At 70.2% G+C, this 17,975-nt stretch carries 14 protein-coding genes; 6 read left to right on the forward strand and 8 right to left on the reverse strand.

Going from position 1 to position 17,975, the window contains the following annotated elements:
* Both J7E89_RS22830 and J7E89_RS22835 read right to left on the reverse strand, forming a co-directional pair.
* The coding region (locus tag J7E89_RS22830) for an SDR family NAD(P)-dependent oxidoreductase (RefSeq protein WP_214976248.1) at positions 1-690 on the reverse strand (690 nt) is incomplete at its 3' end.
* Between the two features lie 45 nt (positions 691-735).
* Positions 736-1,485 (reverse strand): ElyC/SanA/YdcF family protein, encoded by a 750-nt coding sequence (locus J7E89_RS22835; protein WP_214976249.1) that lies wholly within the window; start codon positions 1,483-1,485, stop codon positions 736-738.
* 34 nt (positions 1,486-1,519) lie between these two features.
* Here J7E89_RS22835 and J7E89_RS22840 point away from each other — a divergent pair, with 34 nt between their 5' ends.
* A complete protein-coding gene (locus J7E89_RS22840) occupies positions 1,520-2,164 on the forward strand; it encodes a GNAT family N-acetyltransferase (protein ID WP_214976250.1) in 645 nt (214 codons plus the stop codon).
* A gap of 25 nt (positions 2,165-2,189) precedes the next feature.
* Here J7E89_RS22840 and J7E89_RS22845 read toward each other — a convergent pair whose 3' ends face one another.
* Positions 2,190-3,590: an amidohydrolase family protein gene (locus tag J7E89_RS22845; RefSeq protein ID WP_214976251.1), complete on the reverse strand. Its 1,401-nt coding sequence runs from the start codon at positions 3,588-3,590 to the stop codon at positions 2,190-2,192.
* 195 nt (positions 3,591-3,785) lie between these two features.
* Between J7E89_RS22845 and J7E89_RS22850 the strand changes: the two genes are divergently transcribed.
* Both J7E89_RS22850 and J7E89_RS22855 read left to right on the forward strand, forming a co-directional pair.
* Positions 3,786-4,685 carry a sirohydrochlorin chelatase gene (locus J7E89_RS22850; protein WP_214976252.1) on the forward strand — a complete coding sequence of 300 codons (900 nt, stop codon included), beginning with the start codon at positions 3,786-3,788 and terminating at the stop codon, positions 4,683-4,685.
* Positions 4,686-4,721: 36 nt separating this feature from the next.
* Complete coding sequence (locus tag J7E89_RS22855; protein WP_214976253.1) at positions 4,722-6,086, forward strand: deoxyguanosinetriphosphate triphosphohydrolase; 1,365 nt, start codon at positions 4,722-4,724, stop codon at positions 6,084-6,086.
* Here J7E89_RS22855 and J7E89_RS22860 read toward each other — a convergent pair.
* Positions 6,058-7,077: a helix-turn-helix transcriptional regulator gene (locus J7E89_RS22860; protein WP_214976254.1), complete on the reverse strand. Its 1,020-nt coding sequence runs from the start codon at positions 7,075-7,077 to the stop codon at positions 6,058-6,060. The genes J7E89_RS22855 and J7E89_RS22860 overlap by 29 nt on opposite strands.
* Positions 7,078-7,341: 264 nt before the next feature.
* Positions 7,342-8,985, reverse strand: coding sequence for a transposase (locus J7E89_RS22865; protein ID WP_214976255.1), 1,644 nt, complete (start codon positions 8,983-8,985; stop codon positions 7,342-7,344).
* A 265-nt stretch (positions 8,986-9,250) separates the two neighbouring features.
* On the opposite strand from J7E89_RS22865, the gene J7E89_RS22870 reads away from it, so the two are divergent.
* The 3 genes from J7E89_RS22870 (at position 9,251) to J7E89_RS22880 (ending at position 13,957) form a co-directional block, all read left to right on the forward strand.
* Entirely contained in the window at positions 9,251-10,516 is a 1,266-nt protein-coding gene (locus J7E89_RS22870; RefSeq protein WP_214976256.1) for an FAD-dependent oxidoreductase, read from the forward strand.
* 67 nt (positions 10,517-10,583) lie between these two features.
* Complete coding sequence (gene dnaG / locus J7E89_RS22875; RefSeq protein ID WP_214976257.1) at positions 10,584-12,488, forward strand: DNA primase; 1,905 nt, start codon at positions 10,584-10,586, stop codon at positions 12,486-12,488.
* Positions 12,489-12,688: 200 nt separating this feature from the next.
* Positions 12,689-13,957 carry an RNA polymerase sigma factor gene (locus J7E89_RS22880; RefSeq protein WP_214976258.1) on the forward strand — a complete coding sequence of 423 codons (1,269 nt, stop codon included), beginning with the start codon at positions 12,689-12,691 and terminating at the stop codon, positions 13,955-13,957.
* Between the two features lie 56 nt (positions 13,958-14,013).
* Here J7E89_RS22880 and J7E89_RS22885 read toward each other — a convergent pair whose 3' ends face one another.
* Genes J7E89_RS22885 through J7E89_RS22895 form a run of 3 tightly spaced genes read right to left on the reverse strand, consistent with a single transcriptional unit; the run spans position 14,014 to position 17,975 of the window.
* Positions 14,014-14,295 carry a hypothetical protein gene (locus J7E89_RS22885; protein WP_214976333.1) on the reverse strand — a complete coding sequence of 94 codons (282 nt, stop codon included), beginning with the start codon at positions 14,293-14,295 and terminating at the stop codon, positions 14,014-14,016.
* A 6-nt stretch (positions 14,296-14,301) separates the two neighbouring features.
* Positions 14,302-16,245: an ABC transporter ATP-binding protein gene (locus tag J7E89_RS22890; RefSeq protein ID WP_214976259.1), complete on the reverse strand. Its 1,944-nt coding sequence runs from the start codon at positions 16,243-16,245 to the stop codon at positions 14,302-14,304.
* A complete protein-coding gene (locus tag J7E89_RS22895) occupies positions 16,242-17,975 on the reverse strand; it encodes an ABC transporter ATP-binding protein (RefSeq protein WP_214976260.1) in 1,734 nt (577 codons plus the stop codon). Before J7E89_RS22895 ends, J7E89_RS22890 begins: the two co-directional genes overlap by 4 nt.

Here is a 17,975-nt window from a genome sequence, read left to right on the forward strand (position 1 = left end):
CTCCTCCGGTACGCCGACCCGGCCCATGGGGGCGCCGAGGTAATTGCCCTCGCCGGTCTGGATGCCGACGGGGGCGGTCATCGGGGTGTACGTCATTCCGGGATGCACCGAATTGACCCGGATCTTCGCCTCCGCCAGTTCGACCGCACCGATCTTCGACAGGCCACGCACGCCCCACTTGGAAGCGCCGTAACCGGCGGTCATCGCGAGGCCGGTGAGTCCGGCCGCGGACGAGATGTTGACGATGGACCCGCCGCCACCGCCGCCGTCACCGCCCGCCCGCATCAGCGGAATCGCCGTCTTCATGCCGATGAAGACCCCGACCAGGTTGACCTCGACGACCTGGCGGAAGTGCTCGACACTCTCGTGCTCCAGGAACTGTCCGGCGGATATCCCGGCGTTGTTGACCAGGCCGTCGATCTTCCCGAACTCGGCGACCGCGAAGTGCAGCGCCGCCTGCCAGTCGCCCTCGCTGGTCACGTCATGCCGTATGAAACGCGCCGCGTCACCGAGCTTCTCGGCGGTCGCGGCCCCTTCCTCCTCCAGCATGTCGGTGATGACGGCCTTCCCGCCACCGTCGACGACGGCCTGCGCGGTGGCGGCGCCGAGGCCGCGGGCCCCGCCGGTGATGACGACGACCTTGTTGCTCAGATCAACGACAGCGGCAGACACGACGACCAACCCCTTCATGATGGAGGGGTATGCCTATTCGGCATACCGGGAGTCGTCAGTCTGTCAGCGCTCCGACGCCTCTGCCAGGGCTTCGGCCACACCAGGCTCCTGTCGTCCCAGGAACCGCGGATCGGGTTCGGTCGCGGCGTCGAGCGCCGCCTTGCCGGCCGCGAGGATCTCCCGTACGCCGCCGTAGTACCAGGTCGCGTCGCGCCGCGCGTCGACGCCGACTCCGTACGCGTCGATGCCGGCGGCCCGGCACAGCCCGATCGCCCGGCGGATGTGGAATCCCTGACTCACCAGCACGGCCCGGTCCACGCCGAAGATCTTTTTGGCGCGTACGCACGAGTCCCAGGTGTCGAAGCCCGCGAAGTCGCTGACGATGCGCTTGTCGGGCACGCCGTGCGCGACCAAGTAGGCGCGCATGGCGTCCGGTTCGTCGTACTCCGTCCGGCTGTTGTCCCCGGTCACGAGCACGACCTTCGCCTTGCCCGCCCGGTAGAGCTCGGCGGCGGTGTCGAGGCGGTTCGCGAGGTAGGGCGACGGGCCGCCCCGCCAGAGGCCCGCCCCGAAGACGACGACCACGTCGCGGGCCGGGGCGTCGGCCGTCGTCCTGACCCGGCTGTCGGCGACGGCGTGCAGCCAGGTCGCGGGGGCCAGCGCGAAGACGGTGGCGAGCATGAGGGCCTGGACGGTACGCCGTTGGGCACGGCGGGTGCGGGGTATGAGGCGCGGGCGTTTTAGGCGTCCGCCTGCCCAACGCTGTGCCTTGCCGCGCACCGTGCCCCGCACCGTGCCCCATGAAAATCGCATGACCTTGCCCGCCCCCGACTGGAATCATTTCGCTATGGCGACACAATTCTGGCCCCTGTACGGGCTGCGGATCACGACTCCGCGCCTTGAGCTGACGCTGCCGGAGGGCGCGGTGCTCGACGAACTGGCCGGCGTCGCGGCCGACGGCGTACACGACGAGGCGTCCATGCCGTTCTCGGTGCCGTGGACGGACGGGTCGCCGCAGGACCGGGCGCGGGCGACGTTCCAGCACGTACTGGGCACGATCGCGCAGTGGCGGCCGGAGAAGTGGACGCTCAGCCTCGCCGTACGGTGCGAGGGGAAGACCGTCGGCAGGCAGGACCTGATGACGGAGGACTTCCCGGTGACGAGGGAGGGCGAGACCGGCTCCTGGCTGGGGCTGGCACACCAGGGGCGCGGCATCGGCACGGAGATGCGGGCGGCCGTGCTGCAGCTGGCCTTCGAGGGCCTGGGGGCGCGGCATGTCACGTCCGCGGCGATGACGGACAACCCGCGCTCGCTACGGGTGTCCGAGAAGCTCGGCTACCGGCCGGACGGCCTGCTGGTGGAGTCGGTACGGGGGGAGGCCAGGACGGTGCTGCGGCTGCGGCTGACCAGGGAGGACTGGGCGGCACACCGGACGGTGCCGGTGGAGGTGGCGGGGTTGGACCAACCGTGCCGGGAGCTTTTCGGGGTGTAGGGCCACCGTGTCCCGGGAGGGGGCCCTACTGACCACGGACATGGGCGGCCGCCAGCTCGGCCTCCCTGATGACGGTGTCCGTGTCGACGCCCAGCAGCTCGCCGTGCGCCTTGCGCATCCGGCCGTCCACGAAGACGTAACTGACGTTGGGCGGCTGTCCGTTGAGCACGATCTGGTTGATCCAGTCGAAGCGTGGTGCGAAATTGAGTGTGCCCGGGTCGAGGACGACCACATCCGCGCGCTTGCCCGGCGTGAGCGAGCCGATGTGGTCCGCCATGCCGACGCACTCGGCGCCGCCCAGCGTCGCCATGCGCAGTACGGCCGGAATCGTCGGGTGCACCTCGGGGTCCTGGTGCAGTGCCCGCTGGAGTCCCAGGGCAGCCTTCATCAGGCTGAACATGTCGGACGTGTCGTTGGTTCCCCCGTCATGGCCCAGCCCCGCCTTCACGCCGCGTGCGTGCAGCGCGGGCAGCCGCATGATGCCCGAGGCCAGCCGCATGTTGCTCAGCGGGCAGTGGGCCACGCGGACGTCATGCTCCGCGATCAGCGTGATCTCGTCATCGGTGAGATGGATCGCGTGGTTCATCAGCAGATCCGGCCCGAAGGCACCCGCCAGCCGGAGCGCGCGGATGGGGTCGTCCCGGCGGTCGCTGTGATGCTCCAGGACATGGGAGTTGAGCATCACCCCGAGGTCACGGGCAAGCGCGTTGAACTGGCGCAGCCCGTCCACGCCTGCCATGCCCGCGTGGACGGAGACCTGGGCCGATGCCAGCGGGAGCGGGTCGAGCAGTTCCTTCTTCACCCGGGCGACGACGTCCGCGTCCGAGGTGCTCTGCATCATCGCGTACACGAAGCGCAGCCCGGATTCGTCCAGCGCGCCGATGTAGCGCTCGCTGGTCTCGTACGGGATGGGGTGCACCCAGTCCACGACGGTCGTGACGCCCGCCTGGAGCGCGTCCAGGGCGGCGAGGCGGACGAAGCGGTACATGTCCTGGGCGTCGATCTTGCTGAGGGTCGTGCTGTTACAGGAGGCGAGCCAGCCGTACAGGTCCTGACTCGCGCATCCGCCTCGGATACTGGACTGCCACAGGTGGTTGTGAATGTCCACGAACCCCGGCAGCACCAGCCGGCCGCTCACGTCCACCACCCTTGCCCCGGACGGCTCGGGCAGCCGCCGCCCCACGGCGGCGATTTTCCCGTCCCGCATCAGCACATCGGCGCGGTCGAGCGTGCCCAGCGTGCCTTTCCCGACGCCCGGGTCCATGGTGAGGACCAGTTCCGCTCCGCGGAGCAAGGTGGTGCGCGTCTGCCCCGGTCTCTCAGCCGGCTGTGCCGCGAGGCCGGAGAGCGGGGCGCCCAGCATCAGCGGGACGCTCCCCAGACCGGCAAGGACGTTTCGGCGGCTGGGCTGCGAAGACTCGGTCATGGTGCTTGTATCCCGCGCGCCCCACTCGAAGGCAAGGTGCAATTCCGGTCAATGGAAAAATAATTCCACTTGCGTCGGCATTTCATGTTCCTGTTTGCCGCCTGCGCACAGGCCCCGCCCGCCCGGTGAGGCCGTCGAAAACACCCGTCACGCCCGCGCAACGAGGCGGCAACCTGCGCCCGGCAGTATCAGTCCATGACGGAGTCGGCAGCACACCGCGAGTCACTTCCTCTCGACAGCACGGCGCAACTGCTCACCCGCATCACCACCCAGCTCGGCACGCAGCTGAAACACGTCTCCCTGAACGGAACCCGCCGTCCGATGACCCCGCTCACGCCTCCGCCCCGGCCGCCGAACCCGCCCGCCCTCGTCGCCGTCGCCCACGGCAGCCGCGACCCCAACGCCCTGCGCACGGTCACCGCGCTGCTGGAACGCGTTCGTGAGCTGCGCCCGGGGCTCGACGTACGGCTCGGGCACATCGAGCTGAACGAGCCGCTGCTCACCGGCACGCTCGCGGACCTGGACCCGGGCGAGGCCGTGCTCGTACCCCTGCTGCTCGGCCGTGGTTATCACGTCAAGTACGACCTGCCGCAGGCCGCCGCCACCGCCCCCCACCTGCGCACCCGAATAGCCGCTTCGCTCGGCCCGCACCCCCTCCTCGTCGAGGCGCTGTACGCCCGCCTCACCGAAGCCGGCTGGCGGACCTCCGACGCCGCGCACCGGGGAAGCGGCGTCGTCCTCGCCGCCGCGGGCTCCCGCGACCCGGAATCCGCCGCCGACACCCGCCGCACCGCCGCCCTGCTCAGCGAACGCCTCGGCGGAGTCCCCGTCATCCCCGCCTACGCGTCCGCCGCCTCGCCCACCGTCCCCGAAGCCCTGCGCGCCCTCGCCGCACGCGGCCGCCACCGGGCCGCCGTCGCCTCGTACTTCACCGCGCCGGGCCGCTTCGCCGCGCAGAGCGCCGCCGCCGCGCCCTGGATCGCGGCCGCGCCGCTCGGCACGCACCCGGCCCTGGCGCGGCTCCTGCTGCTCCGTTACGACCAGGCTGTCGCCACCCGTTCCCCGGCGCCCCGGCGCCAACTTGCCTCCGCCTGAGCCCCGACTGTCACTGCCTGCGTTTACTGTCGGTGCATGGAAGGCACAGCGCACGAAGCCCAGTCCCACGACGCCCAGCTCCACGACGCCCAGTCCCACCCCGCCCAGCTCGACGCCGCCCTCTACGACGGCGCCGCCACCGAGCGCTGGGCCACCGAGCCTGACAAACGGCCCGGCAGGACCGCCTTCCAGCGTGACCGCGCGCGCGTTCTGCACTCCGCCTCGCTGCGCCGCCTCGCGGGGAAAACCCAGGTCGTCACCCCCGGCTCCAGCAGCCAGGTCTGGGACGCCAGCCCCCGTACCCGCCTCACGCACTCCCTCGAATGCGCCCAGGTCGGCCGCGAGCTGGGCGCCGCCCTCGGCTGCGACCCGGACCTCGTCGAGGCCGCCTGCCTCTCCCACGACATGGGCCACCCGCCCTTCGGGCACAACGGCGAGCAGGCACTCAACGACTTCGCCAAGGACTGCGGCGGCTTCGAGGGCAACGCCCAGTCGCTCCGGCTCCTGACCCGCCTGGAGCCCAAGCGGTTCGTACGCTCGCCGGAGAGCGGCGAGATGGTCAGCGTCGGCCTCAACCTCACCCGCGCCGCCCTCGACGCCGCCACGAAGTACCCCTGGCCACGCGGCGCCCACCCCACCGACCCCAGCTCGGTGAAGTTCGGCGTCTACGAAGACGACCTGCCGGTCTTCGACTGGGTCCGCCAAGGCGCGCCCGCCCACCGCCAGTGCTTCGAGGCCCAGGTCATGGACTGGTCCGACGACGTGGCGTACTCGGTGCACGACTTCGAGGACGGCCTGCACGCCGGCCACCTCGACCCCAACTTCCTGTTCGCCGAGCCCGAGCGCCAGGAGATCTTCGCGGTCGCGATCGGCAGATACGTACCGGAGACCACCAGTCCCGAGGAGCTGGCGGCCGCCCTCGACCGCCTCCTCGACGAGGAGTGGTGGCCGCACGGCTACGACGGGTCGGCCGTCGCCCAGGCCCGGCTCAAGGACGCGACCAGCCAGCTCATCGGCCGCTTCTGCCTGTCCGCCGAGGGCGCGACCCGCCAGGCGTACGGAACGGGAAGGCTGACGAGGTACGCCGCCGAGCTGGTTGTCCCGCGCGAGGTGCGCCACGAGTGCGCCGTCCTCAAGGCTGTCGCCGACCGTTACGTCATGCAGCGCGACGAACAGGAACGGCTCCGCGCCGACCAGCGCATCGTCATCGCCGAGCTCGCCGAGGCCCTCACGGCCCGCGCCCCCGAAGGCCTCGACCCCCAGTTCCGTGCCCTCTTCGCCGACGCGCCCGACGACAGGGCCCGCAAGCGCGTGATCGTCGACCAGATCGCGTGCTTCACGGACGCCGCCGCCCGCTCCCTGCACGCCCGGCTCACGGCCCGTACGCCGCGCCGTTCATGATCGCGTCGCCGAGAGGCGTCCGCCGGTGCACGACGTGGCTGCCGCGCCGCTCCGAGGCGACCAGCCCCGCCTCCCGCAGCACCGTCGCGTGCCGGCTCGCCGTCGACAGCGTCAGCCGCAGTACGCCGCCGAGCTGCGTCGTGGTCATCGGCCGCTCCAGCACCTCCAGGACGGACGCCCGGGTGTGGCCGATGAGCTGCGCCACCGGCAGTCCGGCCCCCCTCGTACCCGGGCCGCCCGTCCCGTCCGGCCGGGAGAGGGCGAGCCACCCGGGATCCGGCGTCACCGGATGGACCAGCACCGGGGGCAGCTCCTGGTCGGCCAGTGAGACGGGATACCGGATACAGAAGAACGACGGGATCATCGTCAAAGACCGCCCGCCCAGCTTCAGTTCGCTGTCCACCGGATAGCCGGTCTCCAGCACCCCGTCGTCACGCCAGGCGAAATCCTGGTAGCTGCCCAGCAGCCCTTCGGGCCCATGGGACAGAGCCGCCTCCGCCCGCACGGGACGGTCGGCGTCGACGGCCGCCCTGATCACATCCAGGTACGGTTCCACCGCCACCGCGTAGTAGCGGCGCAACGCGTCGCCCAGCCGCTCCAGCGTCTCCACGTCCCCCTCGGCCAGCCGCCGGGCGACCGGTGGCACAGGGCCGTCCGCGAAGAGCCGCCCGAGTTCCGCGCTCATCCTGGCCACGGGCGTGGACAGCACCTGGTCCACGCCGGTCTCCAGATCCGGGATGCCGCGGCCCGGCGTCAGGAAGTCGGGGAGGTACGCCGCACACGGGCACAGCCGGTGCAGCGAAGCCACTGTCCCGGTGAGTCCCGCGCGGGCGATCGCCGCCCGTACCTCACGCCGCCAGGGGTCGAAGACCAGCGCGCCCTGCCGGTTCTGCAGCAGGTGAAGGCTGTTCACGATCTCCCACAGAGGGTCCGGCTGTGCGGCCACCCGCAGCCGGTTCAAATCCTCGGTGGTGAAGTGGATGCGTAACATGCGCCCCCCAACTGCCTTGCTACGAGCGTACTCACGGGTCACCGGAATCGTGCGGTCCCTTTGCGTTGTGCACGAAAGCCCCGCACGGCGTCCATATCGGCGTGACCCTTGTCGCGTGGTGGCTGCGGGCTGTCAACGGGGGAGACGTCCGCGGCCACCTCTCCCATGCCCCCGCCCGCCTCTCCCGTACTCTCGCCCGGCCTTCCAGCGCCCTCGCCCGTCACGTGCGAGCCACCTCCGCGACACGCCCACAGCACACCGTTCCTAGAGACTGAGCGGTAGTGAGTCCTGTTGCCAGGCCCCATGCTCGGCCGAACGCCCCGAACGGTTTTGGGCGTTCTGGTCCCCCGCGTTCACTCCGCGTCCGGGCGGCACGGATCGTGTCCGTGGTCCGGGAATGCGGGGGCGGGTTCCCTCACGCCCAAGGGTCTGCGATGGGGCCTGGACGGTCCGATGCCCCTGCACATCGCTCTGGTGTGCAGGGGGCGGTGTCGTCCGTCGCCGGATCGGGTGCCCTTGGGCGCGCCTTCCGATCGCCACGGCGGCAGCGTCGTGGCGGGTCGTCTTGCGGGTGGTGCTGGTGAGGGGCTTCTGCCAGTGCTGCGCGCCCCACCGGGAGGTGTAGGCGGGGTCGACGGCGACGATGGCGATGCCCGTTTGGTCGGCCATGGAGGTGAGGCGGGCTCGGAGTTTGCCGGTGGGCATGCCGGAGATCAGCTGCCGGAAGCGGCGCTTGCGTCCGTGCTTCTCGCGGGTCTTCTCCGCCTGGAAGTCCAGGTCCTCCACCGCGATCGCGGCCACCTGGCAGGATTTCGCCCAGTGCAGGAGCCGGGACAGGGCGTGGCGGACCTGCGCGTCACGGTGGTCGGCGGTGCCGGACAGGTCGAAGAAGAAGCGGCGGGGGGTGCCGAGCGGGTTGCCGTGCGTGTCGAGGCGCCAGGCGGCGAGGTGGTCGGCGTTCGTATCGACGCCGATCACACCATGCGCCAACGCTGCTTCGATGGGGACGCTCTGGGTGACCGGCCAAGACCAGGAGGCGGTCAGGTACCAGCGCCCGCGCCGGGTGTCGAAGTGGATGCGGTACGCGACCGCCCGGTTCGCCTCGACACGATCGACCCACTCGGTGCCCCGGTGCGCGAACCGCACCCGTGCGGCGAGGACGTACCGGCCGTGCGGGGCGTTCGCCAGCCCGGCCAGCGCCACCGGAAGCTTGATCGACACCTGGCCGCCGGGGCTGACGCGGATGGTCTCGTTGCCATACCGCTTCCCCGACTCACCATCAGCCGACAGGAACCACCGCTCCGCCTCCCAGCACTGCCGCCACTGCGCCTCGGTGAGCTGAGCGTCGGCGAGGTGGTGGCGGGTGTTCAGCAGACGCTTGCCGCCCCGCACCACCCGCACGCGGCCCGTCCGCCAGTCGGCGACAGCCGCCGTGTGCCGGGCCTCCAGAGCGGCCAGTCGCCGCGACTTCGCATGCCACTCCCGCCGCGACCGGTAACCCCCCGGCGCCTTCTTCGAACCGCGAGCACCCACCGGCAGCGACAGGCGGTGCCGGAGCGTCCTGATTCCCGCCTCAAGACCCCGGATGTGAGCGGCCTGGCAGCGCCGGGCCAGCGCCCACTGATCATGCGACGCCTTCGTCACCGCACCCGCCCACCGCGACGACGACACCGGCGTCAGTGCCCGCTTGCGCCTCGCCCACGACTCCCCCGAATGCTCGAGACCGTCCGCGCACCGCACCTTTAGGTCCCCGGAGGCCAGCGCACCCATGTGCGCGCCCACCAGCCGAAGCACCTCCGCATCCTCGGCGGCAAGGTGCTTCAACCGGTCACGGACCGCGACACCCGACGGCCCCGGAACGACGAACGGCGCGGCCGCCACTCGCAGACCCGAAACCGACCGATGCACCGCCACCACCCCCGCTCACGGCCCAGAGCCCCTCATGTCGGACTGGTCAACGAACCACACCGGGAAAGGTCACCCGTTCCCACTCCGAACATCCAACCGCCCCAGTCGCCGCAACCGAGCAGACCACGCACACACCTACATGCACGAATGCAGTAATGCGGGCAAAGCAGCCACTCGTTGAATATCCCTCTTCCCCCATGACGCTCTGTGCGGGACGCTCGAATACGGCGGCGTAGCGTGTGGGCAGGCACAGAGGAGGCACCAAGTGGTCGACGCAGATCTGACATTCGTCATCGTCGGTGGGGGACTGGCGGGGGCGAAGGCCGCCGAAACTCTCCGCAGCGAGGGGTTCACCGGCCGGGTGATCCTCATCGGGGACGAACGCGACCATCCCTACGAACGCCCTCCGCTCTCCAAGGGGTTCCTGGCCGGCAAGGAGGAACGCGACAGCGTCTTCGTCCACGAACCCGGCTGGTACGCCCAGGCCGACATCGAGCTGCACCTCGGCCAGGCGGTCGTGTATCTCGACCGCGAGACCAGGACGGTAGGGCTCGGCGACGGCACCGCCGTCCGCTACGACAAGCTCCTGCTCGCCACCGGCGCCGAGCCGCGCCGCCTCGACATCCCCGGCACCGGCCTCGCCGGCGTCCACCACCTGCGCCGCCTCGCCCACTCCGAGCGGCTACGCGGCGTACTGGCCTCCCTCGGGCGTGACAACGGGCACATCGTCATCGCCGGGGCCGGCTGGATCGGCCTGGAAGTCGCGGCTGCCGCACGCGGTTATGGCGCCGAGGTCACCGTCGTCGAACCCGAGCCGACCCCCCTCCACCAGGTCATCGGCCCCGAACTCGGCCAGCTCTTCACCGACGTCCACAGCGAGCACGGCGTCCGCTTCCACTTCGGCGCCCGCCTCACCGAGATCACCGGCCAGGACGGCATGGTGCTCGCGGCCCGCACCGACGACGGCGTGGAGCACCTCGCCCACGACGTCCTCGCGGCGATCGGAGCCGCCCCGCGCACCGCCCTCGCCGAGGCCGCAGGCCTCGCCATCGTCGACCGCGCGCACGGCGGCGGCATCGCGGTGGATGCCACGCTGCGCACCTGCGACCCGGACATCTACGCCGCCGGCGACGTCGCCGCCGCCCAGCACCCACTCCTCGGCACCCGGCTGCGCGTCGAGCACTGGGCCAACGCGCTGAACAGCGGCCCGGCCGCCGCCCGGGCGATGCTGGGCCAGGACGCGTCGTACGACCGCATCCCGTACTTCTTCTCCGACCAGTACGACCTCGGACTGGAGTACTCCGGGTGGGCGCCCCCGGGCACGTACGACCAGGTCGTCATCCGCGGTGACGTCGCGGGAAAGCGCGAGTTCGTTGCCTTCTGGATGAAGGACCAGCGGGTGCTCGCCGGCATGAACGTGAATGTGTGGGATGTCACCGAGCCCATCCAGGCACTGATCCGCTCCCGGACCCGGGTGGACACCGACGCCCTCTCCGACCCGTCCGTGGACCTGGCCTCCCTGGTCGGCTGACGGCTCGGCGACCGCTCGGGCGACGGCTCGGCCAGGGAGTGTCCGAGCACCGCCGTACACTTCACGCGTGGCAGGCAGGATCAACGATGACGACGTGAAGGCGGTCCGGGACGCGGTCCCGATCGACGCCGTTGTTTCCGAGTACCTCCAGCTCCGCAGCGCCGGCGGCGGCAATCTGAAGGGCCTGTGCCCCTTCCACGACGAGAAGTCCCCGTCCTTCCAGGTCAGCCCGAGCAAGGGTCTTTTCCACTGCTTCGGCTGCCAGGAAGGCGGCGACACGATCGCCTTCGTGATGAAGATCGACCATCTCTCCTTCTCGGAGACGGTCGAGCGCCTGGCCGCCCTGGCGGGCATCACCCTTCGCTACGAAGAAGGCGGCTACAACCCCACGCACCAGCGCGGTGAGCGCGTCCGCCTGGTCGAGGCGCACAAGGCCGCCGCGCAGTTCTACGTCGAGCAGCTCGACTCCGCCGAAGCGGAGATCGGCCGCAAGTTCCTGGCCGAGCGCGGCTTCGAGCAGAGCGCCGCGCAGCACTTCGGCGTCGGCTACAGCCCGGCCGGCTGGGACCACCTCACCCGCTACCTGCGCGGCAAGGGCTTCTCCGACAAGGAGCTCACTCTCTCCGGCCTCTCCCAGGAGGGCCGCCGCGGCCCCATCGACCGCTTCCGCGGTCGCCTGATGTGGCCGATCCGCGACATCACGGGCGAGGTCGTCGGCTTCGGCGCGCGCAAGCTGCGCGACGACGACAACGGCCCGAAGTACCTCAACACCCCCGAAACAGCGATCTACAAAAAGTCCCAGGTGCTGTACGGCATCGACCTGGCCAAGAAGGAGATCGCCAAGACCAGCAGGGCGGTGGTCGTCGAGGGGTACACCGACGTCATGGCCTGCCACCTGGCCGGCGTCACGACCGCGATCGCCACCTGCGGCACGTCGTTCGGCGGCGACCACATCAAGATCCTGCGCCGGCTGCTCATGGACAACGCCTCGGCCGAGGTCGTGTTCACCTTCGACGGCGACGCGGCGGGCCAGAAGGCGGCGCTGCGTGCGTTCGAGGACGACCAGAAGTTCGCCGCCGAGACGTCGATCGCGATCACGCCGGGCGGCATGGACCCCTGCGACCTGCGGCTCGCCAAGGGCGACGCGGCGGTGGCGTCGCTGGTCGAGACGCGCACGCCGCTCTTCGAGTTCGCGATCCGCCATGTCGTGTCGAGGCACAACCTCGAAACCCCGGCGGGGCGGGCCGCCGCGCTCGACGAGGCCGCGCCGATCGTCGCCAACATCAAGAACATCGCGATCCAGCACGAGTCCGCGGTCCAGCTCGCGGGCATCCTCGGCATCCTCGACACGCAGTTCGTGGTCAAGCGCGTCGCGCAGCTCGCCCGCTGGGCGCGCGACCGGGGCGGACGCGGCCCCGCCGCGCCGCAGGACCGCCGGGCGACTCCGTCGTACGACGCGGCACCGGCCGTCCCGAGCGGCCCCGCGCTGAATCTGCGCAGCCCCGCGCACCGCACCGAGCGCGAGCTGCTGAAGCTCGCGCTCCAGCGCCCGGAGCTGGTCTCTCCGGCGTTCGACGCGTACGGGGCCGACGAGTTCACCGCCCCGCCGTACGCCGCCGTACGCCAGGTCATCGAGGAGGCGGGCGGCGCGGAGCAGGGTGCGCAGAACGCCTCCGACTACCTGGCGCAGGTCCGGGAGACTGCTCCCAACGACACGGTGCGGGCGCTGGTCACGGAGCTCGCCGTCGAGCCGATCATGCGCAAGACGGTCGATGAGATCTACGCGGGCGAGCAGCTGATCCGGGTCCGTCTGCGCGCGGTCGACCGCCGGATCCTTGACGTCCAGGGCACGCTGGCCCGCCTCGGCGGCCCGCACGCCGACCCGGAGCAACTCGCCGCCGTACAGAACGAGCTGTGGGTCCTCCAGCAGTACGCCCAGTCCCTGCGCAGCCACGGCGCGGCCGCGCTCTGACCGAACCCCCCAGCCCCTCTGGCGTTTGAGGAGCGGGGTCCGGGGCAGCGCCCCTCACGCGGCGGAGCCGCAAAGTGTCACAGCGGGCAGGGGCGGGCCGGGGAAAGCCCCGCAGGGCCCACGCCGGTAACGGCCCGGACTCAAAAAGTCACCGCACGCCCCTCGTGGCAGCGATGTGTCGTACCCCACACTGGGTGGCGGTGCCTGAGTCCTCGGAGCGCGGCCGGCCCACGCCGAGTGGGCCTCACACACCCGCGGATCCACACATCGTGTACGGGACGGACGGCGGCCCGGTAGCCGCTCCCGTTCCGCTGCCGCACGCCCCCGAACCGGCAGCGATCACCCTGGAGGTCGCCCCCGTGCAGACCCAGACCCAGACCCAGCCGCAGACCCAGACGTTGACCGACGTCATCGCCACGGTTCCTTCGCAGAGCCGGGGCGAACTCCACCCCGAAACCGAGCCCGAAACCGAGCCCGAAGTCCTCGTCGAGGACCCGGCGGACGCGTCCGAATCAGCCGAGGCGACGCGTCGCCGCAACCTCCGCGCCGACACCGGAGGCCCCTCCTCCGACCTCTTCCGCCAGTACCTCCGAGAAATCGGCCGCATACCCCTCCTCACCGCCGCCGAAGAGGTGGACCTGGCCCGCCGAGTCGAAGCCGGTCTCTTCGCCGAGGAGAGGCTCAGCGGCTACCCGGACCTCGACTCCCAGCTCGCCGTCGACCTCGACAAGCTCGTGGTCATGGGCCGAATGGCCAAACGCCGCCTGATAGAGGCGAATCTGCGCCTCGTCGTGTCCGTCGCCAAGCGATACGTCGGCCGCGGCCTGACCATGCTCGACCTGGTCCAGGAGGGCAACCTCGGCCTCATCCGCGCCGTGGAGAAATTCGACTACGCCCGCGGCTACAAGTTCTCGACGTACGCGACCTGGTGGATCCGTCAGGCCATGTCCCGCGCGCTGGCCGACCAGGCCCGCACCATCCGCGTCCCGGTCCACGTCGTCGAGCTGATCAACCGCGTCGTACGTGTCCAGCGCAGGATGCTCCAGGAGCGCGGTTACGAACCGACCCCCCAAGAGGTGGCCACCCACCTCGAACTCACCCCGGAGCGTGTCAGCGAAGTCCTGCGCCTCGCCCAGGAACCGGTGTCGCTGCACGCGCCCGTGGGCGAGGAGGACGACGTGGCGCTCGGCGACCTGATCGAGGACGGCGACGCCGCGTCACCCGTCGAATCGGCCGCTTTCCTCCTCCTGCGCGAGCACCTGGAGGCCGTGCTTTCCACGCTCGGCGAGCGCGAACGCAAGGTTGTCCAGCTCCGGTACGGCCTGGCCGACGGCAGGCCGCGCACGCTGGAGGAGATAGGCCGCATCTTCGGCGTGACGCGCGAACGCATCCGCCAGATCGAGTCGAAGACCCTCAACAAGCTCCGCGACCACGCCTTCGCCGACCAGCTGCGCGGCTATCTGGACTGACAAACGGCGCCCGGCCACCAGGCCGGGCGCCGTTCACAGCCACTACTGAGCTCCCGTCAGGCCCCGTCCCTCTCCTTGGCCTTCCTGCGCGCGTCGACCGTGGCCCCGATCCCCACGCCGACGCACATGCCGCAGGCGATCCCGGTCGCCAGGTTGTCGAGCAGCAGCATCCCGAAAGCGACGCCGAACGTCATCCCGAGCGACAGCCCGAGAGCGATGCCCGATATGGGACCGCCGGCGGCCTCCGTCCCCGAGTCGGCGCTCTCCGCGTCCTCCGCCGTGTTCTCCGCGGTGATGTCCGCCGCGTTCCCGGTCGTGTTCGCCGTGTTCTCCGTCATGGTCAGTCAGTCCACTTCCGCTACCGCCTGCGCGAACTGCGCCGCGTAAAGACGCGCGTACGCACCCTCCGCCGCCAACAGCTCGTCATGCGTCCCCTGTTCAACAATGGACCCATTCTCCATCACCAAGATCACGTCTGCGTCTCGGATCGTGGACAGCCGGTGCGCGATCACGAAGCTCGTACGCCCGTGGGCCAGCCGCGCCATCGCCTTCTGGATCAGCACCTCGGTCCGGGTGTCGACCGAGCTCGTCGCCTCGTCGAGGACCAGGATCACCGGATCGGACAGGAACGCCCGCGCGATCGTGATCAGCTGCTTCTCGCCCGCGCTGACCCCCGCCCCCTCGTCGTCGATCACGGTGTCGTACCCGTCCGGCAGCGTCCGTACGAAACGGTCCGCGTGGGCGGCCCGCGCCGCCTCCTCGATCTCCGCGCGCGTGACGTCCCGCGTCGCCGACGCCCCGTACGCGATGTTGTCGGCGATCGTGCCGCCGAAGAGCCAGGCGTCCTGAAGGACCATCCCGATGCCCGAACGCAGCTCCTCCCGCCTCATCTTCGCGATGTCGACACCGTCCAGAGTGATCCGGCCGCCCGTCACCTCGTAGAACCGCATCAGCAGATTCACCAGCGTCGTCTTGCCCGCACCCGTCGGCCCGACGATCGCGACCGTCTGGCCCGGCTCGACCACGACCGACAGGTTCTCGATGAGCGGCTTGTCCGGCTCGTACCGGAAAGACACCTTGTCCAGCGCGACCCTGCCCTCCGGATCCGAGGGCGAAAGCTCCGCGCCGCCCACCGCGTCCGGCTCCTGCTCCTGCGCGTCCAGCAGCTCGAAGACGCGCTCGGCCGACGCGACGCCCGACTGCACCAGGTTCGCCATCGACGCCACCTGCGTCAGCGGCATCGAGAACTGCCGCGAGTACTGGATGAACGCCTGCACATCGCCGATCGACAGCGTGCCCGACGCGACCCGCAGCCCGCCCACCACAGCCACCAGCACATAGTTCAGATTGCTGATGAAGAACATCAGCGGCTGCATGATCCCGCTGTTGAACTGCGCCTTGAATCCCGCCTCGTACAGCGCGTCGTTCTGCTCGCGGAAAGCCTCCGCCGACTGCTCCTGCCGCCCGAAGACCTTCACCAGCGCATGACCGGTGTACATCTCCTCGATGTGCGCGTTCAACTTGCCCGTGGTCTTCCACTGCTGCACGAACTGCGGCTGCGACCGCTTGCCGACCTTCGCCGCCACCACCACCGACAGCGGTACGGTCACGAGCGCCACCAGCGCGAGCAGCGGCGACATCCAGAACATCATCGCCAGCACACCCACGATGGTCAGCAGAGAGTTGATCAGCTGGCCCATCGTCTGCGCCATCGTCTGACCGATGTTGTCGATGTCGTTTGTCGCCCGGCTCAGCACCTCGCCGCGCTTCTGCTGGTCGAAGTACTTCAGCGGCAGCCGCGACAGCTTGGCCTGTACGTCCTCGCGCATCCGGAACACGGTCCGGTTGATGACCCGGATCGACAGCCGCGACGACACCAGCATCAGCAGCCCCGCGCCCACGTACACCGCGAGAGCCATCAGCAGTACGTCGCCGACCGCCCCGAAGCCGATGCCCTGTCCAGGCGTGAACTCCACCCCGGAGAGCATGTCCGCGAGCCCGTCGTCACCCTTCTCCCGCAGCCCCTCGACGACCTGCGCCTTGCTCCCGCCGTCCTCCATCTGCCGGCCGACGACCCCCGCGAAGACCAGGTCGGTCGCCCGCCCAAGGATCTTCGGCCCGATCACCGAGAAAGCGACGCTCAGCACACCCGCCGCGAGCATCCACCACAATGTGACCCGCTCCGGAGCGAACTGCCGCAGCAGCCGCTTCCCCGAGCCCTTGAAGTCCATCGACCGCTCGGTCGGCCCGCCCGCGCCGGCCATCATGCGTCCACCGGGCCCGCTCATGCCGCCTCAGCCTCCGTCAGCTGGGAGAGCACGATCTCCCGGTACGTCGCATTGCTTTCCATCAGCTCGTGATGGCGGCCAGTGCCGACCACCCGGCCCTCGTCCAGGACCACGATCCGGTCCGCGTCGCGGATCGTCGACACCCGCTGGGCGACGATCACCACCGTCGCCTCGGCCGTCTCCCGCCCCAGCGCGGCCCGCAGCGCCGCGTCGGTCGAATAGTCCAGTGCGGAGAACGAATCATCAAAGAGATAAATCTCCGGCCGCTGCACCAGCGTCCGCGCGATCGCGAGCCGCTGCCGCTGGCCGCCCGACACGTTCGTACCGCCCTGCGAGATCGGCGCGTCGATCCCGCCCTCCAGCCGCTCCACGAACTCCCGCGCCTGCGCGACCTCCAGCGCGTGCCACAGCTCCTCGTCGGTCGCGTCCGGCTTCCCGTACCGCAGGTTCGTAGCGACCGTTCCGGAGAACAGATACGGCTTCTGCGGCACCAGCGAGACGGTCTTCGCCATCAGCACCGGATCGAGCGTCCGTACGTCGACCCCGTCGACCAGCACCTCCCCGCCCGTCGCGTCGAACAGCCGCGGTACGAGCCCGAGCAGCGTCGACTTCCCGCTGCCCGTCGACCCGATGATCGCCGTAGTCTCACCCGGACGTGCCACCAGATCGACATCCCTGAGCACCGGCTCCTCGGCGCCCGGATAGCGGAACTCCGCGCCCCGCAACTCCAGTTGCCCGTGCCGCGGCAGCTCCCGTACCGGATGGGCCGGCGGTACGACGCTCGACGCCGTGTCCAGCACTTCCTCGATGCGCTCGGCGCACACCTCGGCGCGCGGCACCATCATGAACATGAAGGTGGCCATCATCACGGCCATCACGATCTGCATCAGATACGCGAGGAACGCCGTCAGCGCACCGATCTCCATCCCACCACTGTCGATCCGGTGCGCGCCGAACCAGACCACCGCGACGCTGGAGATGTTCACGACCGTCATGACGATGGGGAACATCAGCGCCATCAGCCGCCCCGACGACAGCGACACATCCGTCAGCGCGGTGTTCGCCTCCCGGAAGCGGCCCTTCTCGTACTCGTCCCGTACGAACGCCCTGATCACGCGATTGCCGGTGATCTGCTCGCGCAGTACCTGATTGACCGTGTCGAGCCGCTCCTGCATCGTGCGGAACAGCGGCCGCATCCGCCGCACGATCAGGCTCACCGAAATCCCGAGCACCGGAACGACCGCCAGCAGCACGCCCGACAGCGGCACGTCCTGCCCGAGCGCCATGACGATGCCGCCCACGCACATGATCGGCGCCGACACCATCAGCGTGAACCCCATCAGCACGAGCATCTGCACCTGCTGGACGTCATTGGTCGTACGCGTGATCAGCGAAGGAGCCCCGAACTGCCCGACCTCCCGCGCCGAGAAGCTCTGCACCCGCTCGAAGACGGCGGCCCGCACATCCCTCCCCAGCGCCGAGGCGGTCCGCGCGCCGTAATAGACGGCGCCGATGTTGCAGACCACCTGGACGACGCTGACGGCGATCATGATGCCGCCGAACTCCAGGATGTAGCCGGTGTCCCCGGTGACGACACCGTTGTCAATGATGTCCGCGTTGAGGGTGGGCAGATAGAGGCTGGCGGAGGTCTGCAGCAGTTGCAGCAGCACCAGCAGGGCGATGGGTTTCTTGTACGGGCCGAGACGGGCCCGTAGGAGTCGTATGAGCAC

Source organism: Streptomyces sp. ISL-100, assembly GCF_018614615.1.
Lineage (GTDB): Bacteria > Actinomycetota > Actinomycetes > Streptomycetales > Streptomycetaceae > Streptomyces.